This is a genomic window from Microbacterium paraoxydans (assembly GCF_020524545.1).
In the GTDB taxonomy this organism is placed as follows: Bacteria; Actinomycetota; Actinomycetes; order Actinomycetales; family Microbacteriaceae; genus Microbacterium; species Microbacterium paraoxydans_C.
The window spans coordinates 246,081-269,914 of sequence record NZ_JAIVLG010000006.1; the positions used below are offsets into that span (position 1 = coordinate 246,081).

General features: G+C 70.2%; 19 protein-coding genes. 13 read left to right on the forward strand and 6 right to left on the reverse strand.

From position 1 onward, the window contains the following. Positions 1–111: 111 nt before the first annotated feature. From LC041_RS13820 to LC041_RS13845, 6 genes are all read left to right on the forward strand, one after another. Entirely contained in the window at positions 112–2,214 is a 2,103-nt protein-coding gene (locus LC041_RS13820; RefSeq protein ID WP_226533667.1) for a beta-galactosidase, read from the forward strand. Next, positions 2,211–3,599 carry an aminomethyl-transferring glycine dehydrogenase subunit GcvPA gene (gene gcvPA / locus LC041_RS13825; RefSeq protein ID WP_226533668.1) on the forward strand — a complete coding sequence of 463 codons (1,389 nt, stop codon included), beginning with the start codon at positions 2,211–2,213 and terminating at the stop codon, positions 3,597–3,599. The genes LC041_RS13820 and gcvPA overlap by 4 nt, the downstream gene beginning before the upstream one ends. Further along, positions 3,596–5,179: an aminomethyl-transferring glycine dehydrogenase subunit GcvPB gene (gcvPB, locus tag LC041_RS13830; protein WP_226533669.1), complete on the forward strand. Its 1,584-nt coding sequence runs from the start codon at positions 3,596–3,598 to the stop codon at positions 5,177–5,179. Before gcvPA ends, gcvPB begins: the two co-directional genes overlap by 4 nt. Further along, a complete protein-coding gene (locus LC041_RS13835) occupies positions 5,176–6,501 on the forward strand; it encodes an ATP-NAD kinase family protein (RefSeq protein WP_226533670.1) in 1,326 nt (441 codons plus the stop codon). The genes gcvPB and LC041_RS13835 overlap by 4 nt, the downstream gene beginning before the upstream one ends. Before the next feature lie 34 nt (positions 6,502–6,535). Continuing rightward, on the forward strand, positions 6,536–7,294 hold the full coding sequence (locus tag LC041_RS13840) for an SDR family NAD(P)-dependent oxidoreductase (protein ID WP_226533671.1): 759 nt from the start codon (positions 6,536–6,538) through the stop codon (positions 7,292–7,294). 69 nt (positions 7,295–7,363) lie between these two features. After that, the gene (locus LC041_RS13845; RefSeq protein ID WP_226533672.1) at positions 7,364–8,884 is read left to right on the forward strand and encodes an SDR family NAD(P)-dependent oxidoreductase; all 1,521 of its coding nucleotides are present in this window, start codon (positions 7,364–7,366) and stop codon (positions 8,882–8,884) included. Positions 8,885–8,999: 115 nt separating this feature from the next. On the opposite strand, the gene LC041_RS13850 is transcribed toward LC041_RS13845, so the two are convergent. Further along, complete coding sequence (locus tag LC041_RS13850; RefSeq protein WP_308012788.1) at positions 9,000–10,076, reverse strand: sensor histidine kinase; 1,077 nt, start codon at positions 10,074–10,076, stop codon at positions 9,000–9,002. Between the two features lie 10 nt (positions 10,077–10,086). Then, a complete protein-coding gene (locus LC041_RS13855; RefSeq protein WP_226533674.1) occupies positions 10,087–10,758 on the reverse strand; it encodes a response regulator transcription factor in 672 nt (223 codons plus the stop codon). Positions 10,759–10,845: 87 nt separating this feature from the next. Between LC041_RS13855 and LC041_RS13860 the strand changes: the two genes are divergently transcribed. From LC041_RS13860 to LC041_RS13875, 4 genes are all read left to right on the forward strand, one after another. Next, positions 10,846–11,511 carry a M15 family metallopeptidase gene (locus tag LC041_RS13860; protein ID WP_226533675.1) on the forward strand — a complete coding sequence of 222 codons (666 nt, stop codon included), beginning with the start codon at positions 10,846–10,848 and terminating at the stop codon, positions 11,509–11,511. Further along, positions 11,508–12,632, forward strand: coding sequence for an alanine racemase (gene alr, locus LC041_RS13865; RefSeq protein ID WP_226533676.1), 1,125 nt, complete (start codon positions 11,508–11,510; stop codon positions 12,630–12,632). The genes LC041_RS13860 and alr overlap by 4 nt, the downstream gene beginning before the upstream one ends. Next, positions 12,629–13,579 carry a D-alanine--D-alanine ligase family protein gene (locus tag LC041_RS13870; RefSeq protein WP_226533677.1) on the forward strand — a complete coding sequence of 317 codons (951 nt, stop codon included), beginning with the start codon at positions 12,629–12,631 and terminating at the stop codon, positions 13,577–13,579. The genes alr and LC041_RS13870 overlap by 4 nt, the downstream gene beginning before the upstream one ends. Positions 13,580–13,642: 63 nt before the next feature. Continuing rightward, positions 13,643–14,032: a VOC family protein gene (locus LC041_RS13875; protein WP_226533678.1), complete on the forward strand. Its 390-nt coding sequence runs from the start codon at positions 13,643–13,645 to the stop codon at positions 14,030–14,032. Between the two features lie 16 nt (positions 14,033–14,048). Here the strand turns inward: LC041_RS13875 and LC041_RS13880 are convergent, their stop codons facing one another. From LC041_RS13880 to LC041_RS13895, 4 genes are all read right to left on the reverse strand, one after another. Further along, positions 14,049–16,583 carry a DEAD/DEAH box helicase gene (locus LC041_RS13880; RefSeq protein WP_226533679.1) on the reverse strand — a complete coding sequence of 845 codons (2,535 nt, stop codon included), beginning with the start codon at positions 16,581–16,583 and terminating at the stop codon, positions 14,049–14,051. 148 nt (positions 16,584–16,731) lie between these two features. Next, positions 16,732–17,445: a purine-nucleoside phosphorylase gene (gene deoD, locus LC041_RS13885; protein ID WP_226533680.1), complete on the reverse strand. Its 714-nt coding sequence runs from the start codon at positions 17,443–17,445 to the stop codon at positions 16,732–16,734. Between the two features lie 187 nt (positions 17,446–17,632). Beyond that, the gene (locus LC041_RS13890) at positions 17,633–18,301 is read right to left on the reverse strand and encodes a DNA alkylation repair protein (RefSeq protein ID WP_226533681.1); all 669 of its coding nucleotides are present in this window, start codon (positions 18,299–18,301) and stop codon (positions 17,633–17,635) included. A 93-nt stretch (positions 18,302–18,394) separates the two neighbouring features. Then, a complete protein-coding gene (locus LC041_RS13895) occupies positions 18,395–19,432 on the reverse strand; it encodes an FUSC family protein (protein ID WP_226533682.1) in 1,038 nt (345 codons plus the stop codon). Between the two features lie 63 nt (positions 19,433–19,495). Between LC041_RS13895 and LC041_RS13900 the strand changes: the two genes are divergently transcribed. From LC041_RS13900 to LC041_RS13910, 3 genes are all read left to right on the forward strand, one after another. Beyond that, the gene (locus tag LC041_RS13900; RefSeq protein ID WP_226533683.1) at positions 19,496–20,548 is read left to right on the forward strand and encodes a DUF998 domain-containing protein; all 1,053 of its coding nucleotides are present in this window, start codon (positions 19,496–19,498) and stop codon (positions 20,546–20,548) included. Positions 20,549–20,642: 94 nt separating this feature from the next. After that, complete coding sequence (locus tag LC041_RS13905; protein ID WP_226533684.1) at positions 20,643–20,870, forward strand: hypothetical protein; 228 nt, start codon at positions 20,643–20,645, stop codon at positions 20,868–20,870. A gap of 68 nt (positions 20,871–20,938) precedes the next feature. After that, positions 20,939–23,812 carry a helix-turn-helix transcriptional regulator gene (locus tag LC041_RS13910; protein ID WP_226533685.1) on the forward strand — a complete coding sequence of 958 codons (2,874 nt, stop codon included), beginning with the start codon at positions 20,939–20,941 and terminating at the stop codon, positions 23,810–23,812. Positions 23,813–23,834 lie beyond the last annotated feature (22 nt).

Sequence of the window (23,834 nt, forward strand, 5' to 3'; positions counted from 1 at the left end):
GCCTGCCCGTCAGCCTATGGGTTGACGAGCCTCGGACGACGTCCTAGTGTGTTGTATACAGAATACAGCCGATCGTCGAATCGCACCAGTGCGTCGCAGGATCGGCCGGCCATGACTCAGAGAGGAGGCTTCGTGCCCGCACCCGGTGGCGACCAGCCCGCCCGACGCGTCCGCCTCGACGCCCTCGCCTACGGCGGCGACTACAACCCCGACCAGTGGTCGGAGGAGACCTGGCACGAAGACATCCGGCTCATGCGCGAAGCCGGTGTGAACCTGGTGAGCCTGCCGATCTTCAGCTGGCCCCAGCTCGAGCCCGAGCCTGGGGTGTACGACTGGGCGTGGCTCGACCGCATCATCGACCTGCTGTGGCAGGCGGGCATCGCGATCGACCTCGCCACCGCCACCGCGACCCCGCCGTCCTGGCTGCTGCGGGCTCACCCAGAGATGGCGCCGTGGGATTCCGACGGGCACCGGCTCGAGTTCGGCTCCCGCCAGACCTACTGCCCCTCATCGCCGATCTGGCGCGAGAACGTCGCTCGCATGACCAGGGCGATGGCGGAGCGGTACGGGGAGCACCCGGGCCTTGCGATGTGGCACATCTCCAACGAGTACGGTGACCACACGTCCCGGTGCTGGTGCCCTGAGACGGCCCGACACTTCCGTCGCTGGCTGCAGGACCGCTACGGCGACCTCGACGGGCTGAACGCGGCCTGGGGAGTGAACGTGTGGGGTCAGCGCTACACAGCGTGGGAGCACATCGAGACGCCGAAGAAGGCGCCGGGCCCGGTGAACCCCACCCAGCTGCTCGACTTCGAGCGCTTCTCGTCCGACGCCCTGCTGGAGCTGTTCCAGATCGAGATCGACGTGCTGCGCGAGGTCACCCCCGACATCGCCGTGACCACGAACTTCATGAGCATGTTCCGAGACCTGGACTACTGGGACTTCGCCGCCGTCGAAGACGTGGTGACCGACGACGCCTACCCGGAACCCGCCGACCCGACCTCTCACGTCGGCGCCGCCCTCAACTACGGCCTGATGCGCTCGCTCAAGGGCGGACAGCCCTGGCTGCTGCTGGAATCCTCGGCCAGCGCGACCAGCTGGCGCGACGTGAACGTGCCCAAGGCTCCGGGCAAGATCCGCATCGAGAGCCTGCAGGCGGTCGCCCATGGCTCCGACGCCGTCATGTTCTTCCAGTGGCGCCAGGCCAAGTACGGCCAGGAGAAGTTCCACTCCTCGATGCTCGGCCACCGTGGCGAGCGCTCACGCAGCTTCCGCGAGACCAAGGCGCTGGGCAACGAGCTGAAGAAGCTCGAGCCGGTGCGCGGCACCCGGGTGCGATCGCGCGTGGCGCTGGTCGTGGACTGGGACTCGTGGTGGGGCACCAGCGCAGTGGAGTCTCTCCCCTCGCAGCGGTTGCAGTGGGCGCAGCAGGCCCGGGCCTGGCACCGCGCCCTGTACACGCTCGGACAGCCGGTGGATGCTGTGCGCGCGACGGGACCGTTCGATGCATACGACGTGGTCGTGGTGCCGAACCTCTACATCGTCGAACAGCCGCAGGCCGAGGCGCTGCGAGCGTTCGTCGAGCGCGGAGGGCACCTCGTCGTCGGACCGTTCTCCGCAGTGGTGGACGCCACCGAGAAGGTGCACGACGGCGGGGCGCCGGGACCGCTGCGCGACCTGCTGGGCATCGAGGTCGACGAGCAGTGGCCGATCGCCGACGGGCTGACCGAGAGCATCGACTACGCGGGGGAGATCCTGACCGTGCCGTCGTGGAGCGAATGGCTCGAGGCCGACGACGACGTCGAGGTCCGCGGGACGTATGCGAGCGGCGAGCTCGACGGTCTGCCCGCGGTGACCCGTCGCGCGACCGGGGAGGGATCCGCCTGGTACGTCAGCGCGATGTTCGACCCGGCGGGGCTGCTCCCGGTGCTCCGCGATGTGCTGCACACGGCCGGGCTCCCCGCCAGGGAGCACACCGACGTCGAGGTCGAGGTGGTCACCCGCGCCGACGACACCACCGACTACACGTTCTACCTCAACCACGGACGTACCCCCGTCACGTTCGAGATCCCGGCTCCCGGGGTCGACCTGCTCACCGGTCTCCGCCATGCGGACCGGCTGGAGCTCGACCGCTACGGCGTCGCCGTGCTCGCCGCGCCCCGCGCCGAGTCCATCCCCTTTGCCACCCTGATCCCTGTGAAGGAGGACGCATGACCGCCCCGTTCGTGCATCCGTACATCCCCAACACCGCACCCGAGTCCCGCGCGGCGATGCTCGCGGCCGTGGGCACCGCGTCGGTCGACGAGTTCTACACCGACATCCCGGCCGCCCTCCGCCTCGGGCGACCGCTCGATCTGCCCGCGCCGTTCGTGGCCGAGCAGGACCTCGCCCGCCACGTGCGGGGGCTGCTCGCCAAGAACCGCACGACCCAGGAACGGCTGAGCTTCCTCGGCGCCGGCACCTATCACCACTACGTGCCCGCGGTCGTCGACGAGGTCATCGGGCGCAGCGAGTTCCTGACCGCCTACGCCGGCGAACCCTACGAGGACCACGGACGGTTCCAGGCGCTCTTCCAGTACCAGTCGCTGATGGCCGAGCTGCTGGAGATGGACGTCGTGAACGTCCCGGTCTACGACGGCTACCAGGCGACCGCCACCGGCCTCACGATGTCGGGGCGCCTCACCGGCCGCGGGCGGGTGCTGGTCGTGAGCGACGTGCTCCCCGCGAAGCTTGCGAAGGTGCACGACTACGTCCGCGCCCACCTCACGCTGGAACACGTGCCGACCATCGACGGCACGGCCGATGTCGACGCGGTCCGCGCAGCACTGGGCGATGACGTGGCCGCCGTCTGGGTCGAGACGCCCAGCGCCACCGGTGCCGTCGAGGCGGCGTTGCAGGACATCGCGGATGCCGCGCATGGGGCCGGCGCCGTGCTCGTCGTCGGCACCGACCCGATCGGCTACGGTGTTCTGAGCCCGCCCGCCGTCTCGGGAGCGGACATCGTCACCGGAGACATCCAGTCCCTCGGCCTGCACCAGTGGTTCGGCGGCGCCCACGGCGGGTTCATCGCCGTGCACGACGATCCTCGGTTCGTGATGGAGATGCCGTCTCGTCTGTTCGGACTCGCCACCACCGACGTGCCCGGCGAGTACGGTTTCGGCGACGTCGCCTACGACCGCACCTCGTTCGCGCACCGCGAGGAGGGGAAGGAATGGGTCGGCACGGCCGCGGCCCTCTGGGGCATCGCCGCCGGGGTCTACCTGGCGCTGATGGGTCCCACCGGCATGGCCGAGCTCGGTGAGGTGCTGCTCGCCCGCACCCGCTACGCGCAGCAGGCGCTCGCCGCGGTGCCGGGAGTCTCGCTCGACGACGATGCCGTGCACCTGCGCGAATTCACCGTGACGTTCAGCGAGGTCACGGCGGGCGCGGTCGTGGCGATGCTCCGTGCCCGGGGCATCGAACCCGGCGTGGTCGTGGGGGAGCACCGCCTGCTCGTCTGCGTCACCGAACTCACCTCCCAGGCCGATATCGACACCCTGGCGGGCGCGCTCGCCGAGGTCACGGCCTCCCCCCTCGCTGCGAAGGAGCAGAACCGATGAGCCTCCCCATCGCCCCGAAGCCCGCCCTCCGACGCTTCCAGCAGGCGCGCTGGGACGAGCCGATCATCTTCGAGCTGACCGCCCCCGGCGAACGCGGCGTGCTGGTCTCGCAGGTCGAGCCCGGCGTGCGCGAGGCAGTGGGGGATGTCGTCGCCGCGCTGCCGTCTTCGCTGCGCCGTCTCGCGAAGCCGACGCTTCCCGAGATGGGACAGATGCGCGTGCTCAAGCACTACCTGCGACTGTCGCAGGAGAACCTCGGCGCCGACGTCAACGTCGACATCGGACAGGGCACGTGCACCATGAAGTACGCGCCCAAGATCAACGACCAGCTCGCGAACACCCCGCAGCTCACCGCGATGCATCCGCACCAGGATCCCGCCGACGCGCAGGGCGTGCTCGAGATCGTCTGGCAGCTGGAGCGGATGCTCGCCGAGATCTCGGGCATGGATGAGGTCTCGCTGCACACCCAGGGCGGTTCGGCGGCGATCTGGTCGAACATCGCGATGATCCGCGCCTTCCATGAGGCGAACGGGGAAGGCGAACAGCGCCGCGAGGTCATCACCACGATCTTCAGCCACCCCTCGAACGCGGCCGCCGCGAAAGCCGCGGGGTATGAGGTCATCACCGTCTACCCCGACGCCGACGGCTACCCCTCGCTCGATGCGCTGAAGGCGGCTCTGTCGCCGCGCACCGCGGCCATCATGGTCACCAACCCCGAGGACACCGGCATCTACAACCCGGCGATCCGCGAATGGGTGGACGCGGCGCACGCCGTGGGCGCTCTCGCCTCCTACGATCAGGCCAACGCCAACGGGATCCTCGGCATCACGCGTGCCCGCGACGCCGGGTTCGACGTGTGCCACTTCAACCTGCACAAGACGTTCGGAACTCCGCACGGCTCGGGTGGACCGGGGTCGGGGGCGAACGCTGTGAGCGCGGCGCTGGCCCCGTTCCTGCCCGGACCGCGCGTGGTGCGCGCCGACGACGGGACCTTCGCCGTGGCCGAGGCCGGTGAGCTGTCGATCGGCGCGGTCGGGCCCTTCTTCGGCGTCATCCCCGCGCTCGTGAAGGCGTACTCGTGGATCATGGCGCTGGGCGCGGAGGGTCTCCTGGCCGCCGCCGAGACCGCTGTGCTGAACAACAACTACCTGATGGCGAAGGTGCTCGCGATTCCCGGAGCCTCGGCTCCTTATGCCACCGGGCGCCGGCGGATCGAGCAGGTGCGGTACTCGTGGGAGGAGCTGTATCAGGAGACCGGCATCTCGTCGGAGGAGATCGGCGTGCGCATGAGCGACTTCGGCATGCACTACTGGACCAGTCATCACCCCTACGTGGTGCCCCAGCCGTTCACGCTCGAGCCCACCGAGTCGTACTCGATGGCGGAGCTCGACGAGTACGCCGCGACCCTCGCCGAAGTGGCACGCGAAGCACGGGAGACCCCCGAGGTGGTGCGCACCGCCCCGCACAACCAGACCGTGCACCACACGCACCACGACGACCTGGACGACCCCGAGCGCTGGGCGATCACGTGGCGGGCGTATCAGCGCAAGTACTTCCCCGCGGAGTCCGACGCGTCGTGATCGGACTCGTCGTCAATCCGGTCGCCGGAGTCGGCGGGCCTGCGGGCCTCGCCGGCTCCGACGGTGCGGACGTGCAACGCCTCGCCCGCGCGCGCGGTGCCCACTCCCGTGTGCAGGAGCGGGCGGCCGTCGCGCTGTCGGTGCTCGCAGAGCGGCATCCGGGACTCGAGGTCGCGACCGTCGACGGGCCCATGGGCGCCGATGCCGTGCGCGCCGCGGGGCTCTTCCCTCGTGTCGTCGGGGCGGGTTCGCGTGATGTCGGCCGCACCGCATCAGGCGATTCCGCCGGAACAGGCAGCTTCGGCGCGGAGTTGCCTGATGCCGCGGAGTTGCCTGATGCCGCGGAGGCGACCGAGGCGGCGGACACTTCCCGCGCGGTGGCAGCGCTGGCCGTCGCAGGTGTCGACCTGATCCTCGTGGTCGGAGGCGACGGGACGCTGCGGGACGCGTGTGCCGGGCTCGAGGCCGCCGCCTCCTTCGACACGGTGCACGCCGACACGCCAGATGTCGGACGATCCGCCGGTGAAAGTTCCGACATCTGGCGTGTCGGCGTGCAGGTGGCTCCGGCCGCGGGTGTGCCCGCCGTGCTCGGGGTGCCGGCCGGTGTGAAGATGTACTCGCCCGTGTTCGCGGTCAGTCCGCGGGCGGCAGGCGCGACCGCGGCCGACTGGGTGGCCCAGGGTGGACTCCCCACCGAGGACCGCGAGGTGCTCGACATCGACGAGGTCGCGATGCGGCGGGCCCGGGTCGAGCCCACGCTGTACGGCATGCTCCGGGTGCCCTACCGTGCCGGGCGCACCCAGGCCCGCAAGGCCGCGACGCCGGCGACCGAGGCCGCGGCCGTCGAAGCAGCCGCACGTGGAGCCGTCGCGCACCTGCGCCCGGGCGTCCGCTATCTGCTCGGTCCCGGGGGCACGACGGCCGAGATCGCGCGGCAGCTCGGCGTCGACGGTTCCCCGCTCGGTGTCGATGTCGTCGTCGACGGCGCCGTGCTCGTCCGCGGAGCCAGCGAGCAGGAGCTTCTCGCCCAGATCGCGCAGGGGGCGGCCCAGGCCGTGGTCACGGTGATCGGCGGTCAGGGATTCCTGCTCGGGCGCGGCAACCAGCAGCTCTCGGCCTCCGTCCTGCGCGCACTCGGCGACGATCCGCTCCTCGTGGTCGCTCCCGAGCAGAAGCTCATCGACCTGCACGGCCGGCCCCTTCTCGTCGACACCGGCGACCCAGACCTGGATGCGAGACTCGCAGGTCACGTCCGTATCGTCACCGGCGTCGGCACCAGCAGCCTCTACCCCGTCACCGCCCCCGAACTGACCCCCGCCTGACAGATCCGGCGGAACGAACCCGAAAGGACCCCCCATGCGTCTCGAGAACAAGAAGGCCATCGTCACCGGCGGCGCCGGAGGCATCGGCCGTGCCACGTCGCTCGCGCTCGCCGCGGAAGGCGCCGCCGTCGCGGTGGTCGACCTGAACGCGGATGCCGCCGAGGCCGTCGCCGCGGAGATCCGTGCGGCGGGCGGCACCGCGATCGCCGTCGCCGCCGACGTCGCGAGCGAGGACGACATCGAACGGGTCATCGCCACCGCGGTGGACGAGCTGGGAGGCGTGAACGTCGTCTTCAACAACGCGGGCATCATCCGTCGCACGACCGCCGTGGAGACGACCGTCGAGGAGTGGGACCGCGTGTTCGGCGTGAACGTGCGCTCGATCTTCCTGATGTGCAAGCACATCGTGCCGATCATGGAAGCAGCCGGAGGCGGCTCGATCATCAACACCGGATCGGGGTGGGGGCTCAAGGGCGGCGGTCAGGCCATCTCGTACTGCGCCTCCAAGGGTGCCGTGGTGAACATGACCCGCGCGCTCGCGATCGACCACGGCCCCGCCGGCATCCGCGTGAACTCGGTCAACCCTGGCGATGTGAACACCGGGATGCTGCGCGACGAGGCGCGTCAGCTCGCGCAGGACACGAACGCCTTCCTCGCCGAGGCCGCGGACCGCCCGCTGCGCCGGATGGGAGAGCCGAGCGAGGTCGCCCAGGCCGTGGTGTGGCTCGCGAGCGACGACTCCTCCTACGTCACGGGCTCGGCCCTCGTCGTGGACGGTGGCGGGATCGCGTAGCCGATCGGGTGGGATCTCCGATGGGTCCCACCCGGCAGACCCCCAGGGCACTCGCGTAAAATCGGCACAATGACCGACGCCCCCTCCGACGCCGCACCCGACCTCGGACCGGGCATCGACCCCGACGACCTCGCCACGACACTGCGCGTGCTCGCCGAGCTGCACACGATCGACAACGAGCACCCGGACTTCGTCGCGGTGCGCCACGCGACGGCGGCGATGTTCAAGGCCGTCAAGCGCGTGCGTCGTAAGGAGATCCGCGACGCGATCGCCGAGGCCGACAAGGCCGTGGTCGCCCGCACCGCCACCGGCGCCCCCGACCGCATCGACGACGAGACCCGTGGCAACGATCTCGCGTCGAGCGTCGTGGACGCCCCGATCGCGGGCGAGCTGCTCAAGCCGCGCAACTGCTACATCTGCAAGCAGCCGTACACGCAGGTCGACGCGTTCTACCACCAGCTCTGCCCCGACTGCGCTCGCTTCAGCCACGGCAAGCGCAACGCCCGCACCGACCTCACCGGCAAGCGCGCCATGCTCACGGGCGGTCGTGCCAAGATCGGAATGCACATCGCACTGCGCCTGCTCCGCGACGGAGCGCACACCACGATCACGACGCGTTTCCCGCGCGATGCGGTGCGTCGGTTCTCCGCGCTGCCCGACTCCGCCGACTGGCTGCACCGCCTGCGCGTGGTGGGCATCGATCTGCGCGACCCGGCCCAGGTCATCGGGCTCGCCGACTCGGTCGCCGCTCAGGGCCCGCTCGACATCCTGATCAACAACGCCGCGCAGACCGTTCGTCGCTCGCCGGGCGCGTACTCCCTGCTGGCGGATGCGGAGCTGCAGCCGCTTCCCGACGGACCCCTGCCCGAGATGGAGACCTTCGGGCACACGGTCGACCCGCACCCGCAGGCGCTGCAGGCCTCGGTCGACTCGCATCCGCTGCTGTCGGTCGCGGCTCTGGGCGGCACGGTCGCCGAGCAGGGCGGGCAGGCGCTCACCGCCGAAGACCTGGCGCGGCTCGCGATGGCCCCCGGGTCCTCGTCGCTCGAGAAGCACGCCGACGGCACCGCGATCGACGCCGGCGGACTCGTGCCCGATGTGAACCGGGTCAACAGCTGGGTGCAGTCGATCGAGCAGGTCGATCCGCTCGAGATGCTCGAGGTGCAGCTCGCCAACACGACCGCGCCGTTCCTGCTGATCAGCCGCCTGCGCGCCTCGATGGCCGCGTCCGATGCGCACCGCAAGTACGTGGTCAACGTCTCGGCCATGGAGGGGCAGTTCTCCCGCCGCTACAAAGGCCCCGGGCACCCGCACACGAACATGGCGAAGGCCGCGCTCAACATGCTGACCCGCACCAGCGCCGGCGAGATGCTCGAGAAGGACGGGATCCTGATGACCGCCGTCGACACCGGCTGGATCACCGACGAGCGCCCGCACTACACGAAGGTGCGGCTCGCTGAGGAGGGCTTCCATGCGCCTCTCGACCTGGTCGACGGCGCCGCACGCGTGTACGACCCGATCGTGCGGGGCGAGGCCGGCGAGGACATCCACGGCGTGTTCCTGAAGGACTACGAGCCCAGCCCCTGGTGACGGTCGCCTGACCCCTTTCGAATCGCGCAAATGGTCCCCTTCAGCGGCCGGATGGGACCATTTGCGCGATTCGAACGGACGAGAGAGGATTCGAACGGGCGAGAGACGCGGGCGGTCAGACGGCGGCCGGATACGGGTGGGGAAGCCACACGGTCACGATCAGGCCGCCGTCCGTGCGGGGTGTGAGCACCAGGGTCCCGCCGTGGGCCTGGGCGATGCGGTCGACGATCGCGAGGCCGAGCCCGGCGCCGGCATGGTCCTCGCCGCGCGTGCGGTCGGCCCCGCGCTGGAACGGTTCGACGAGGGTGGCCACGCGATGGGGGGCCAGCACCTCGCCGGTGTTCTCGACGACGAGCGCGACCGCATGGGGCATCGAGTGCGTCCGCACGGCGACGGATCCGCCGGTCGCCAGGTTGTGCACGATCCCGTTCAGCACCAGGTTGGTGACCAGCTGCGGCAGCAGCGCGGACGAGCCGAGCACCGGCGCGGGGGCGCCACCCACCTCGACGGCGACGCCGCGACGGTCGGCCAGGGGCAGCAGCGCCTCCACGGCCTCCTCCGCGAGGAGCGAGAGGTCGACGATCTCGCGCGGGAACGTCCGCCGATCCGCGCGGCTGAGCAGCAGCAGGGCCTCGGTCAGGTCGATCGCGCGGGTGTTCACCTCGCGAAGGCGGGCGATCAGCGCGTCGACATCGCGGTCGGGATCGTCCCTGGCGACCTCGAGCATCGTCTGGGAGATCGCGAGCGGGGTGCGCAGCTCGTGCGAGGCATTCGCGGCGAATCGTTGCTGTTCCGCGACATGCGCCTCCAGCTGCTCGAGCATCGAGTCGAAGACGTCGGCGAGGTCGCGGAACTCGTCGCGCGGACCTTCCAGCGACACCCGGTGCGCGAGCGAGCCCTGCGCCGCGAGCCGTGCCGCGTTGCCGATCCGCTCCAACGGGGCCAGCATGCGTCCTGCCAGCAGCCACCCCGCGCCGAGCCCGAAGGCGAGCAGGACCACCATGACGATCGCGGCGACCGGGACGAACGCCCGGATGAGGTCGGAGCGGTTGGGGATGAAGAAGTCGGTGACGGGGATCTGCACATCCGGCACGTACCGGAGCAGGTACACCGCGACGGCGGCGAGCAGCAGAGCTCCCGACACCACGACCACGGCGGCATAGCTCAGCGTGAGCTTGAGCCGGGCGCTCATCCCGCGGCGCCTAGGCATCGGCATCCGTCCCGATGCGGTACCCGACCCCCGGCACGGTGCGGATCAACCAGGGCTCGCCGAGGCGCTTGCGCAGCGAGGAGACGGTGATGCGCACGGCGTTCGTGAAGGGGTCGGCGTTCTCGTCCCAGGCCCGCTCCAGCAGTTCCTCGGCGCTGACCACCCCTCCTTCGGCGTCGACGAGGACTTCCAGGACGGCGAACTGCTTGCGGGTGAGGGCGACGTAGCGGTCGTCGCGGTACACCTCGCGCCGGAACGGATCGAGGCGCAGCCCGGCCACCTCCAGCACGGGCGGTCGGGATCGTTGTCTGCGTCGGTCGAGGGCGCGCAGGCGCAGCACCAGCTCGCGCAGCTCGAACGGCTTGGTGAGGTAGTCGTCCGCCCCGATCTCGAATCCGGTGGCCTTGTCGTCGAGACGGTCGGCTGCCGTGAGCATCAGGATCGGGATGCCGGAGCCGGACGCCACGATCCACCGTGCGATGTCGTCTCCGGACGGACCGGGCACGTCGCGATCGAGCACGGCGATGTCGTAGGAGTTGATGCTCAGCAGTTCCAGCGCGGTGTCGCCGTCGTTCGCGATGTCGGCCGCGATCGCCTCCAGGCGCAGCCCGTCCCGTACCGCCTCGGCGAGGTAGGGCTCGTCCTCGACGATCAGTACACGCATGGCTGCGATCCTACGCAGTGCCGCATATCGGGAGCATATGCAAAAGCGCATACGCCCTGGCAACGGCGGTCCTCCTTCACTGGGAGCATGAACACCCGCACCACCTCCCTCTCACTGCGAGCGCGACGTCGCCGGGGCGCGTCGATCCTGCTCGGTCTGGCCGTGGCCGTAGTCGTCGCGGTCGTCGTCCAACAGTCGCTGTCGGCGGCATTCGCCGATGCCGAGCGCACGGGCCCGCTGCCCTCCTCCACCCCCGGACCGAGCGGCCAGGGGGAAGGATCGGTCATCGCCCCGAGCGAGGCGGACGGCGTGATCCGCGACGGCGACCAGCCGACCGTGTTCGACGTCGATCGCGCCGCGGTGGCCAACCTCGACGCTGCACTGCTCGCGGCGCTGCAGCGTGCCGCATCCGATGCGGAGACCGACGGCATCACGTTCCGCGTGAACAGTGGGTGGCGCACCGCGGCGCTACAGGAATGGATGCTGCAGGATGCGATCGCGCAGTACGGCTCCGAGGCGGAGGCGCGGCGATGGGTGGCGACTCCGGAGACCTCGGAGCATGTGACCGGCGATGCCGTCGACCTCGGCCCGCTACCTGCGCTGGACTGGCTCGTCCAGCGGGGATGGCGCTACGGGCTCTGTCAGATCTACGCCAATGAGTCGTGGCACTACGAGCTGCGTCCGCAGGCGGTCGACCAGGGCTGCCCCGAGATGCTCCCGGACCCCACTGCCGACCCGAGGACGAAGCGATGACCACTCTCCTGCCGTCGCCGCGGGTGTCCCTGTCCCGCCTTCATGCCCCGACGCTGCAGATCCTCCCGGAGGCCGTCGCCGAGAACGTGCGGCGGGTGCAGGCCGCGACCGCCGCGCGCATCATGGCCGTGGTGAAAGCCGACGGCTACGGGCACGGTGCCGTCACGGTCGCCAGGGCCGCGGTCCGTGCCGGGGCCGAGTGGCTCGGGGTGACCGACCCGGGTGAGGCCGTCGCGCTCCGCCATGCCGGGCTGGCCGTGCCGATCCTCTCGTGGCTCAACCCCTCGGGGATCGACGCGGAGACGGCCGCGGCACACCGGATCGACGTCGCGGTGGGCTCCGTGGAGGAGCTGCGTCAGCTGATCGCCGACGCTGTGGATCCGGTGCGCGTGCACCTCCACCTCGACGCGGGGATGGCTCGGGGCGGGTGTCCCCTCGACGACTGGGCGGAGCTGTTGCGCACGGCCCGTGCGGGTCGGGGCAGGATCGAGGTGGCCGGGGTGATGGGCCATCTGCCTCGCGCCGACGAGGCCGACCCCCGGGCGAACGCGGCGGCCGTGCGGCGTTTCCGGCACGGCAGGGATGCGGTGCTCCGGGCCGGCTTCGGGCCGGTGCTCGTGCATCTCGCGGCGACCTCCGGCGCACTCACCGATCCGGCGACGCACTTCGACATGGTGCGGATCGGCGCGGGCCTCGTGGGCATAGACCCCTCAGGGACGACGACGCTGGTCGGGGCCGCGAGGTGGACCGCTCCGGTCGTGCACAGCACGCTCGTCCCGGCGGGGACAGCGGTCGGCTACGGGGGCGCGCACATCACGGACCGGGAGACCCACTTGAGCGTCGTGGGCGTCGGATACGCGGACGGGATCCCGCGGGAGCTCGCGGCGCAGGCCGCCGTGGCGATCGACGGCGGGCGGTACCCGATCGTGGGGAGGGTGTCGATGGATCAGATCGTGATCGACACCGGTGCCAGGCCGGTTCCGCGCGGCGCGGTCGCGACGGTGTTCGGACCCGAGGGGGGAGTCGTGCCGTCCATCCAGGAGTGGGCGCGGTGGGCGGACACCATCCCGCACACCGTCGTGACCGGTGTCGGAGCGCGAGTGCACAGGAGCGTGGCATGACCACGAAGGTCCTGGTCATCGGCGGAGGACAGAACGCCGAGCACGAGGTGTCGTTGGCATCCGCGGCCGCGGTCGCCGCCGCGCTGCGGATGAGCGATCACGACGTCACGAGTGCGACGATCGATCGGCACGGGGTGTGGAGGGCCGACGGCATCCCGACCGGAGTGTCGGCGGCGGAGTCGCTTGCCCTCGCGCTTCCGCTGCTCGCCCATACCGATGTGGTGTTCCCTGCGGTGCACGGCACACTCGGGGAGGACGGCGCGCTCGCGGCCCTCTGCGCGCTCGCCGGAGTGCGTGTGGTCGGGTCGGGGCTGCGGGCGGGCGCGATCGGCATGGACAAGTGGACGACCAAGGTGGTGGCGGAGGCGGTGGGTCTCGGCACCGCCCAGAGCCGTCTGGTCGCGGCCGAGGACATCGGAGACGTGGAGTTCGAGGGGGAGGTCGTGGTCAAGCCGGTGTCGGCCGGGTCGAGCCACGGCGTGAGCCTGGTCACCGAGGAGGGGGAGCTGCTCGTGGCGCTGAGGGAGGCAGCGCGCTTCGACCGGCGGATCCTGGTCGAGGAGGTCGTGCGGGGACGCGAGATCGACGTGGCGGTGCTGCGCGAGAAGGGGGGTATCCGCTGGGCGGCCCCGCCCCTGGAGATCCACGCGACCGGGCTCTTCGACACGGCCACGAAGTACGACGGCAGCGCGCGGTTCACGGTCCCGGCTCGGCTCGACGCGGCCGAGGTGGCAGCGCTCAAACGGGCGGCGATCGCGGTCTTCGACGCCCTCGGTTGCCACGGGGTCGCGCGGATGGACTTCTTCCTCACCGATCGGGGTCCGCTGCTGAACGAGGTGAACACCATGCCGGGACTGACGGCCGCCTCGCAGGTGCCGCGGATGTTCGCGGCAGCGGGCGTGACGTACGTCGATCTGGTGGCGCGACTCGTACGTGCGGCGTCGTGAGGGGGGCTGGAGCGCGGCGATGAGGGCCTCGACAATCGGGCGGCGACGGCGGATGCTGGAGTCATGGCGGCCTTCACAGTGGACAACGCGTTCAGCGGATTCAGCGTCGACGACATCGATGCGGCGAAAGAGTTCTACGGCACGACCCTCGGCCTCGACGTCGAGGTCAACCCGATGGGTTTCCTCGACCTCCGGCTGCCGAGCGGCGGGTCGATCCTCGTCTACGCGAAACCGAACCACACCCCTGCGAGCTTCACGATCCTGAACTTCCCGGTCGCGGACGTCGACGCGGCCGTGGACGAGCTCATCGCCCGTGGAGTGCAGACCAAGATCTACAGCGACGAGGAGTTCCCGTCCGATTCCCGCGGCATCGTGCGCGGCAACGGACAGGGGCCGGACATCGCGTGGTTCCGCGACCCGGCGGGCAACGTGCTCGCCGTCATGCAGGCGTGACGGCGCGCGGGGTGCGTTACAGTCGATCCACTCCGGTGACCGTGACGACGGCCTGACCCGCCTCGTCCGACTCCGCGAGGTCGATCGTCGCGGTGATGCCCCAGTCGTGATCGCCCGCGGGGTCGTCGAGGATCTGCCGCGCGGTCCAGGCGGTCGCGCCCTCGGTCAGGATCAGCAGCTTCGAGCTGCGGGCGTCCGCCCCGGTGAGGATCTCGTCGTGGTCGGCGAAGTAGCCGTCGAGAGCATCGGACCAGGCATCGCCGCCGAATCCGGGATCGAGCTCGGCCAGCGCCTCCACGTCCTCTCGGGCGGCGAGCTGTACCCGGCGGAACAACTCGTTGCGGACCAGGATCCGGAAGGCGCGGATGTTGCTCGTGAGTCGCTTCGGAGCGGGCGGGACGATCGGTTCATCCGGGGCATGCGGATCGAAGTGTCCGTTGTCGACTCCCGCGACCAGCTCCTCCCACTCGTCGAGCAGGCTGGAGTCGACCTGGCGCACCACCTCGCCGAGCCACTCGATGAGGTCGCGCAGATCCTCGTCCTTGAACTCCTCGGGGATGGTCTGCGAGGCCGCGCGGTAGGCGTCCGAGAGATAGCGCAGCACGACGCCCTCCGATCGCGCGATCTTGTAGTAGGCGACATATTCCCCGAACGACATGGCTCGCTCGTACATGTCGCGGACGACGGACTTCGGATGCAGTTCGAAGTCGCGGATCCACGGCTGGGCCGCGCTGAACGTCTCGAAGGCGGCGCTCAGCAGCTCGTCGAGCGGTTTCGGATAGGTGATCTGCTCGAGCAGTTCCATCCGCTCGTCGTACTCGATGCCCTCCGACTTCATCGCGGCGACGGCTTCCCCTCGGGCCAGGAACTCCTGCTGACTCAGCACGGCACGTGGATCGTCGAGCGTGGACTCCACGATCGAGATCATGTCGAGGGCGTAGGAACCCGTGCCCGCACCGACGGAGGGATCGCGGTCGAGGAGCTCGAAGGCGGCCAGGGCGAAGGGCGACAGCGGCTGATTGAGGGCGAAGTTCGGTTGCAGGTCGACCGTGAGGCGGATCTCGCCGTCGGCGGTCGTCTCGACGATGCCCGATTCGCGGAGCGTCCGGTAGATGCCGATGGCCCGGAGGGCCAGCTCGCGCTGCCGTTTCCGCGGCTCGTGGTTGTCGTATACCAATGCGCGCATATTCGCGAAGACGTCGCCACCGCGTGCGATCACGTTGAGGATCATGGCGCTCGTGATCTGCAGGTGCGAGGTCAGCGTCTCCGGCACGGCGTCGATGAGCTTGCGGAACGACGGCTCCCCCCACGACACGAATCCATCCGGTGCCTTCTTGCGGACGATCTTGCGCTTCTTCTTCGGGTCATCGCCGGCCTTCTTGATGGCCGCGGCGTTCTCGCTCTCGTGCTCGGGCGCCTGCGCGACGACGGTACCGGCGGTGTCATAACCCGCGCGGCCAGCGCGACCGGCGATCTGATGGAACTCGCGGGCGTTGAGCTGTCGCATCCTGGTGCCGTCGAACTTCGTCAGGGCGGTCAGCAGCACCGTGCGGATGGGGACGTTGATGCCGACGCCGAGCGTGTCGGTGCCGCAGATGACACGCAGCAGCCCGCGCTGGGCGAGCTGCTCGACCAGGCGTCGGTACTTCGGCAGCATGCCGGCGTGGTGCACGCCGATGCCGGCGCGCAGAAAGCGGGAAAGCGTCTTGCCGAAGGCGGTCGTGAAGCGGAACCGGGCGATCAGCGCCGCGATCTCGTCGCGCTGCTCGCGGGTGGCGACCTTGGTGCTCGACAGCGCCTGGGCCCGCTCCATCGCGGCGGCTTGCGAGAAATGCACGACGTAGATCGGCGCCTGGCCGGTGCTCAGCAGGTCGTCGATCGTCTCGTGGATCGGGGTCGTCTCGTAGAAGAAGTGCAGGGGAACGGGGCGCTCGACACCGGTGACTGTCGCCGTCTCGCGGCCGGTGCGACGGGTGAGGTCCGCCGCGAGCGCGGTGACATCGCCCAGAGTCGCCGACATCAGGATGAACTGCGCCTGCGGCAGCTCGAGCAGCGACACCTGCCACGCCCACCCACGGTCGGGGTCGGCGTAGAAGTGGAACTCGTCCATCACGACCTGACCGACCTCGGCATCCGCGCCCTGGCGCAGCGACAGGTTCGCGAGGATCTCAGCCGTGCAGCAGATGATCGGAGCGTCGGCGTTGACCGCGGAGTCACCCGTGACCATGCCGACGTTCTCGGCCCCGAACACGTCGACCAGCGCGAAGAACTTCTCGCTCACGAGCGCCTTGATCGGTGCCGTGTAGTAGCTGCGCCTCCCGGCGACCAAGGCGCTGAAGTGCGCGCCGATGGCCACGAGCGACTTCCCGGTCCCGGTCGGGGTGGACAGGATCAGGTTGTTGCCGGACACGATCTCGATGACCGCCTCGTCCTGCGCGGGGTACAGCCGGATGCCGGTCGACTCCGCCCACTCGACGAACGCGAGGTAGACGGCGTCCGGGTCCGCGGCGTCCGGAACGATGGCGGGGTCGAGCCGCGGCGAGGAAGTCATGGTCCCTCGATCATCCCATCCGTCGTCCGGTCCGCTCGTCCGGTCCGCTCGTCCGGTCCGCTCATCCTGAAGGAGAACTCATGGTTTGAAGGAGCCGCGTGCGGATACGGTCCTTCGATCCGTGAGATCTCCGTCGATGCGTGCGGAGTCAGACCGTGGTCGCGGCGCGCAGTGCGATGCGGATCATGTCCCCGAAGGTCTGCTCACGCTCCCGCGCTGTCGTCTGCTCGCCGGTGACGATGTGGTCGCTCACAGTGCAGATCGCGAGGGCCCGCCGACCGTAGTAGGCCGCGAGCGTGTAGAGACCGGCGGCCTCCATCTCGACGCCGAGGATGCCGTGCCGAACGAAGGGTTCGGTGAGCTCGGGGCGTGTGCTGTAGAACTGGTCGCTCGAGAACAGCTGCCCGACGTGCACGGTCGACTCCAGGGGCTCGGCCTCACTCGCCTCGACCGCGGCGCGCAGCAGGGCGAAGTCGGCCACGGGCGCGAAGTCGAGGCCGTGGAAGCGCACGCGGTTGATGCCCGAGTCCGTGCTCGCGGCGTTCGCGATGATGATGTCGCGGATCCCCACTTCTTCGGTCAGGGCCCCGCACGAGCCCACCCGGACGATCGTCTGCACGTCGTAGGACTCGAACAGCTCGTTCGCGTAGATCGCCATCGAAGGCTGTCCCATGCCGGAACCCTGCACAGAGACGCGGTGCCCTTCCCAGGTTCCGGTGAAGCCCAGCATCCCGCGCGTCTGGGTGTACAGCTCCGCGTCGTCGAGGAACGTCTCCGCGATCCACTTCGCCCGCAGCGGATCGCCGGGGAACAGGACGACGGGGGCGATCTGGCCGGGCTCTGCGGCGATGTGGGTGCTCATGGCCTCAGCGTAGCCAGCCTCGTTCGGCACCGGATCAGACGCGTCGGGGCCCGCCGGATCAGGCAGACGCGTGTGATCAGGCCGATCTCAGCCATACCTGCCTGATCTCGCGCGTTCGCCTGATCTCGCGCGTTCGCCTGATCTCGCGGGCTCGCGCGTGGTCCGCGTGCGGCGGTGGAGACGGGGCTCAGCCCTCGCGGCGGCGCACGATCTCGTCGATCCAGAGCGGTGCGAAAGGCGAGGTGCAGCCCGGCGCGGTCGGGTAGTCGGCGAGCACCTGCAGGCGCTCGCCGATGTCCCGAGCCCTCGCACGGTGCTCCGGGTGGAAGATGCCGATGTTGGCGAGGGCCTCGTTCATGGCCCACTGCAACCGAGGGGGCGCATCCTTCAGGTCGCGCTCGATTACGTCGAGCAGGTGGGACAGGTCGAGGCCCTCCGCGTCCTTCATCACCCGCACGGTCGTGAGCGACCAGGCGGCGGCGGCCACGGTGGGGTCGGCGTCGTCGAACCAGCGCAGCCGCAGTTCCTCGGCGAGCGGCGTCTTCTTGGCGACGTAGTTCACGAACCAGTCGTTGACCTTCGGCGGTCGGGTCTCGCGCAGCATGGCGTCGAGCTCGTCGGCGGTGAAGTCCCGCGGGCGGCAGATCAGCAGAGCCAGCAGTCGTGCCGGGGTCTCGCCGGTCGCCCACAGCTCCTGCGCGAGGGGCTGGTCGGACGTGATCTTCTTGGCCAGCGCGCGCATCCGGCTGAGGTTGATCCCGTGGTCGTCGCCGCGCTTCTCGTTGGCGGCGCGCATCTTCGGGTCCTCGAGCGCGGCGAGTTCGTCGAGGGCTTCGGCAACGGTGACGTCGGACATGACTCCAGGGTAGGCGGCTTTCGAATCGCGTGAATGGCCCGATTTCGGCGGCGGATGCAGCACTTTGCGCGATTCGAAGGGCCGTACGCGCGATCAGTCCTCGTCGAGCAGTTCGCCGCGGATGCGCCGCAGGTCCTCCATGAGCGAGCCGATCAGGATCCAGTGCTGGGACGAGGGTGGACGCAGCACGAGCGGGGCGGTGAGTGCGGGGATCGTGGACGTCAACGTCTCGGGCTCCGGCGACGCCTCGGCGACCTGCACCGCGAGGCGGACATCGTGCCCGGCCCGCCGCAGCTGCTCGGCGATCGCGACCACGGCCGGCTCCTCCCCGATCGTGTCGTCGTAGTGGTCGAAGTAGGCGCGGGTCATGCCGATCGTCTGGGTCACGATGGGCGACAACCGCTCGAGGAGTTCCCGCATCTCCCGCAGCTCCGCACGATGGGTGGAGCGCCGCGGGTTCAGGGTGAGCGATTCCTCTCCTGCGGCGATGGAGGCGTCCGCCGCATCTTTCATCGGCCGCAGCAGGCGCACTTCGAGCATCAGCTCCTGCAGCTTCGCGGGTGTCTGCGGCTCCGGGAGCGCGAGGGCGAGCCGGTCGAGGCTCGCGGCGAGTTCTCGCCCGAGGAGGCTGACATCCCGCAGCGCCGGTGCGACCAGCACGGGAGGGACGATGAGGGCGTTCACCACGATGCCGATGGCCACGCCGATCAGCGTCTCCACGATGCGCGCGAACGCGTACTCGGGACTCGACGAGCCCAGCGCCAGCACCAGCATCGCCGAGATCGCGACCTGGTTGCCCGTTCCCGGTGAGGCCCGGAAGACCCACGCGACCAGCATCGCGACGACGATCGCGAGCAGGACGATCCAGGTCGGCGACCCGAACAGCAGGCCGAGGGCGACCGCGATCACGACGCCCGCGATCACCCCGATGCTGCGCTCGAGCGCCTTGGACAGCGACTGGTTCACGCTGGGCTGCACGACCAGGAGGGCGGCGATCGCGGCGAAGACCGGCAGCTGCGCGGGGAAGACCCATCCGGCGATGAGCCACGCCGCGATCGTCGCCGCGGCCGATTTCACGACCTGCAGCAGCGGAGAGCGCTGGGAGGCGCGGATCGCGGCGGGGATGCGCATGTCCTCAACGGTAGTGCTCGGGCGCCCTTCCGGAGAGTCCGTCGTGCGTGCTTGCATGGGCGCATGGATCAGGACGAGAGGCTGCGTGGCGAGACCAGGGCGGTCTGGGCGACGGTGATCTGCTTCGTCATCGGCACGATCGCCGGCATCCTGATCCTGGGTCCGGCCGCGCGTCCGCTCACGGGCCCGGACGCCCTCGCGTTGCCGGCCGCGATGATCGCGGGAGCGGTCGCTGCCGCGGCCTTCCTCACGAGCACGCTGATGCACCGCCGTGGCGAGACGGCACCCATGCCGCGCTGGCAGGCCGTGGTGTCCGACCTCTCGTCGATCGCCCTGACCCTCGCGTTCGGGGCCGTCACGATGATGGGCGTGCTGCTGGCCGCCGAGGTCCTGGCGGCGGGCCTTCAGGGACTGCAACTCGCCGCGATCGGGGGCGGGCTCCTGACCGGGGTGGCCTCGGCCGTCGGCGGGCGCTTCGCGTTCGGGGCCGGCGTGGGCCTGCGCACGGTCGACCTGGCCGCCCTGTTGTTCGGGTTCCTCGCGATCGGCACGCTCTTCGCCATGGTCACCGCGGCCGACCCGCGATGGTGGGAGGCGAACTTCTCCCAGCTGGGCAGCGGGTCGTGGGCCTTCAACGGGACCCTCCTGGTCGCCGGCCTCCTCGTCGCCACCGTCGGGTCGTACATCGGCCGCGACCTGCACCGGCTGCTCGGCGATGTCGCCCTGCCCCGTCTCGCCGTCGTGGTCGGGGCGTGGGCGGCGACGGGGGTCGCGCTCGCCGCGGTCGGTTTGCTGCCGCTGCACCGGCTGCCGATCCCGCACAACATCGCCGCCTTCGCGACGCTCGTGCTGTTCGCCGTCGCGGGGGCGAGCACCGTGGCCTCGATCCCCGGGAGACCGCGTGCCTTGCTGATCACGTCGATCGGCGTCGGCCTGCTCCTCGTGGTCGCGATCGTGCTGTGGATCCCGTTCGGGTTGTACTCGACCACGGTCGTCGAAGCCGTCGTCGTCGGGCTCGGACTGCTGTGGATGGCGACGCTCGTGCGTGTGCTCGCGATCCTCGCACCGGACACGTCCCGCCCCTCGGCGCGCACCTCCCTGATGCGGCATCCCTAGGCGCCGGCAACCGAAAGATAGGGCATCTGCCCGATGCCGGGGGGCCTCCTCAGAGCGGACTGTAGGGATACGCAGAACCGTCGAGGAGAACCCCATGTACGAGCACCCGTATCTCAGCGAACAGCTCACGAAGCACGACCAGGAGCAGATCGAGCGTGCCGCCGCGCGACGCCTCTTCCTGCTGGAGCACGCCGACCAGATCCGGCCGCGACCGGAGGGTGCGATCAGGAGGATGCTGCGCCGCGCGTTCGGTGGTTCTCGGCGGCACGCGGCGGGCGCTGCCCCCGTTCCGTGCGATGCTGCGGCGGCTCACGCACGGTGAACGGCGACCTCACGCAGCGCGCGCTGCACGCCGTGCCGAATGTCGGTCGTGGGTGGGACGATGAATCCATGCCTTTTCCCCCGTCGAGCGCTGCGATGGTCGGCCGCGAGGCCGAGCTGGCCGAGGTGCGCCGAGCGTTCGCCGGGGTGCGCGACGGCGTGCCTGCGGCTCTGCTCGTCGAGGGGGAGGCGGGAATCGGCAAGTCGCGTCTGCTGCGCGAGTTCGCCTCCGAGATCGAACGGACCGCTGATGTCCACGTGGGCTGGTGCCTCGACCTCGGCGCCTCGCGCACGCCCTACGGACCGCTGACCGGCATCCTGCGTTCGATCGTCACGCGCATGGGCGTCGACCGCGTGCGCGAGTCGGTGGGGGTGGGGGCGGAGGCTCTCGGCATGCTGCTCCCCGAGCTCGTCGACACCCCGACCGATCGTGACCGCACCAGTCCTGAACGGCTGCGCGATGCGATCGCCTCCCTCATCGAAGCGGCGGCCGAGCGCGCTCCTCAGGTGCTCGTGGTCGAAGACCTGCACTGGGCGGACGAGTCGACGCTCGCCATCCTCTCGTTCCTGCTGCGGGCGTTGAGCCGCGGTCGCATCCTGCTGCTCCTCACCTGCCGCACCGACGATGTGCGCCGCGGCGACGCGGTGAGCCGTTTCATCGGAGAGGCGACGCGGGCACGGCTGCTCGACCGTGTCACCCTCGCCAGGCTCGATACCGCAGCCGTGCGCGAGCTGGCGGAGCAGATCACCGGACGCGCACTCACCGAGAGTGCGCTCGACCGTGTGCAGCAGAGGGCGGAGGGCGTCCCGTTCTTCGTCGAGGAGATCGCCGGATGCGCGAACGGCCCGCTTCCCGAGGGGCTCCGCGACCTGCTGCTGGCCCGCTTCGACAGGATGGGCGACGACGCGCGACACGTCGTGCAGGTCGTCTCGGGAGCGGAGCGGCCGCTGTCGCACCCGCTCATCACGAGTCTGGTCGACCTGCCGGAGCAGCGGCTCGATGAGGCGATCCGCGAGGCGACCCGCAGCGGAATCCTGGTCGTGGGCGACGACGACTATCGCTTCCGCCATGCGTTGCTGCGCGAGGCCGTGCACGACGATCTGCTTCCGGGTGAACGGGCGCGGCTGCATCGTGCCTACGCGGAGGCGCTGGAGGCGCAGGGGTCGGGCACGGGGGACGCGGCCGCACTCGCCTACCACTGGCAGCTCGCACAGGATGACCGCAAGGCTCTCGTCGCAGCAGCCGATGCCATGCGGCACGCGAAAGCACAGTACGCGTTCGCGAGCGCGGCGCGCTTCGGTGAACTGGCGCTGGAGCTCTGGCCGCTCGTGCCCGATGCCGCCGATGCGGCACGCGTCGAGCGCCTGGACCTGCTCCTGGTGCTCGGCTCCATCCTGCGCAACGCCGGCGACGGGGACAGGGCCCTCGCCGTCGCGAATGTCGCCCTCGCCGAGGTTGACCAGGAGACGATCGACCCGCGGCTGCACGCGCGGTTGTTGCGCAACAAGGCGCTGTACCTGGTCAACCTCGGTCGCCTGGGTGCGATACCGCTCCTGCAGCAGGCGCTGGCCATCGCCGACGAGCGCGTGCACGACGACGTCTTCCGCGCCGAGCTCCTCAACCAGCTCGCGAGCAGACGCATGATCGCGGGCGACCGCGAGGAGGCGATCCGCCTTGCGGACGAGGCCGAGCGCAGCGCGGCGCATGCTGATTCCACGGATCAGCTGTCGATCGCCGCGAACGTGCGGGGTGGTTCCCTGGCCCACCTGGGGCATGTCGAGGAGGGCGTGCGCGAGTACGAGCGGGCGCGTGAACTCGCGATGGGGACGACCGCCGAGATGCGGTACCGCGTGAACTACTCCGACCTGCTCACGCTGCTGGGGCGCTATCGCGAGGCGGTCGAGGTCGCGGAAGAGGGTCTGCAACGCGCCCGTGAACTCCGCGTCGAGCGCACCTCGGGGTCGATCATGGCGCAGAACATGGTCGTGCCGCTGCTCGAACTCGGCGAGGTCGAGCGGGTCGAGGAGATGCTGGCCCGTGACTTCGTGCAAGGGACACTGCGTGTGTTCCGCATGTACATGAGCATGACGCGCGTGCGGGTGCTGGCCTGGCGCGGCAGATCCGCCGAGGCCGCGGAGCTGCTGCAGCAGTGGTTGCCCGCCTTCGAGGAGACCGGTGGCTCGGAGCGGCAGATCTGGTACGACCGGGTCATGATGTCGGTCGCGGTGGCCGAGAGCGAGGGCAACCTCCGGGGTGCTCTCGACGCGATCCTCGAGATGCTGCGCGACGCCCGGCCCGCGCTGCTCCACCAGCGCCGGCTGCTGCTGGAAGGCGGGGCGATCATCGCCGAGCTGCGCGCCGAGGGAGCCGATGTGGCGGCGGAGTCCGATGCCATTCGCGGCGCCTGGCTCGCGCAGCCCCCGCCGCTGCAGCACGATGCGTGGTCGACCATCCTCGATGCGCTGCTCGACCCGCGCGACGATACGCTCGACGCTGCCTTGCGCAGCGCCGAGGGAGACGACGTGCCCGTCACCTTCCGCGTCGTCCTCCGCCTCGAGAGGGCACGCTTGCGAGTGCACGAGGGGGATCGGGCATCCGCCGCATCGGTGCTCGGCGAGGCCGCTGCATTGGCGGAAGCGCTGGGCAACGCGCAGCTCCAGGCGGCGGTCTCGCGGTTCAGTGCCGATGCGGGGCTTCGCGCGCCCGCCTCACCGCTGAGCGACGACCTGCTCACTGCTCGTGAAAGACAGGTGCTCGAGCTCATCGCCGAGGGCCTGAGTAACCGGCAGATCGGCGAACGTCTGTTCATCAGCGTGAAGACCGTCAGCGTCCATGTCTCGGCCGTTCTGCGCAAGCTCGGGGTGAGCACCCGCACGGAAGCGGCACTCGTGCAGAAGACCTCCTCGTTCCGTGCTGCTGGTCAGCCTGCCGTGGTAGCGTGACAAAGCGCGCGTGTCGGATGTT

Coding starts and splice junctions, on each gene's coding strand:
- LC041_RS13820 (WP_226533667.1), top strand. CDS start 112: ATGACTCAGAGAGGAGGCTTCGTGCCCGCACCCGGTGGCGACCAGCCC.
- gcvPA (WP_226533668.1), top strand. CDS start 2,211: ATGACCGCCCCGTTCGTGCATCCGTACATCCCCAACACCGCACCCGAG.
- gcvPB (WP_226533669.1), top strand. CDS start 3,596: ATGAGCCTCCCCATCGCCCCGAAGCCCGCCCTCCGACGCTTCCAGCAG.
- LC041_RS13840 (WP_226533671.1), top strand. CDS start 6,536: ATGCGTCTCGAGAACAAGAAGGCCATCGTCACCGGCGGCGCCGGAGGC.
- LC041_RS13845 (WP_226533672.1), top strand. CDS start 7,364: ATGACCGACGCCCCCTCCGACGCCGCACCCGACCTCGGACCGGGCATC.
- LC041_RS13850 (WP_308012788.1), bottom strand. CDS start 10,076: ATGAGCGCCCGGCTCAAGCTCACGCTGAGCTATGCCGCCGTGGTCGTG.
- LC041_RS13855 (WP_226533674.1), bottom strand. CDS start 10,758: ATGCGTGTACTGATCGTCGAGGACGAGCCCTACCTCGCCGAGGCGGTA.
- LC041_RS13860 (WP_226533675.1), top strand. CDS start 10,846: ATGAACACCCGCACCACCTCCCTCTCACTGCGAGCGCGACGTCGCCGG.
- alr (WP_226533676.1), top strand. CDS start 11,508: ATGACCACTCTCCTGCCGTCGCCGCGGGTGTCCCTGTCCCGCCTTCAT.
- LC041_RS13870 (WP_226533677.1), top strand. CDS start 12,629: ATGACCACGAAGGTCCTGGTCATCGGCGGAGGACAGAACGCCGAGCAC.
- LC041_RS13875 (WP_226533678.1), top strand. CDS start 13,643: ATGGCGGCCTTCACAGTGGACAACGCGTTCAGCGGATTCAGCGTCGAC.
- LC041_RS13880 (WP_226533679.1), bottom strand. CDS start 16,583: ATGACTTCCTCGCCGCGGCTCGACCCCGCCATCGTTCCGGACGCCGCG.
- deoD (WP_226533680.1), bottom strand. CDS start 17,445: ATGAGCACCCACATCGCCGCAGAGCCCGGCCAGATCGCCCCCGTCGTC.
- LC041_RS13890 (WP_226533681.1), bottom strand. CDS start 18,301: ATGTCCGACGTCACCGTTGCCGAAGCCCTCGACGAACTCGCCGCGCTC.
- LC041_RS13895 (WP_226533682.1), bottom strand. CDS start 19,432: ATGCGCATCCCCGCCGCGATCCGCGCCTCCCAGCGCTCTCCGCTGCTG.
- LC041_RS13900 (WP_226533683.1), top strand. CDS start 19,496: ATGGATCAGGACGAGAGGCTGCGTGGCGAGACCAGGGCGGTCTGGGCG.
- LC041_RS13905 (WP_226533684.1), top strand. CDS start 20,643: ATGTACGAGCACCCGTATCTCAGCGAACAGCTCACGAAGCACGACCAG.
- LC041_RS13910 (WP_226533685.1), top strand. CDS start 20,939: ATGCCTTTTCCCCCGTCGAGCGCTGCGATGGTCGGCCGCGAGGCCGAG.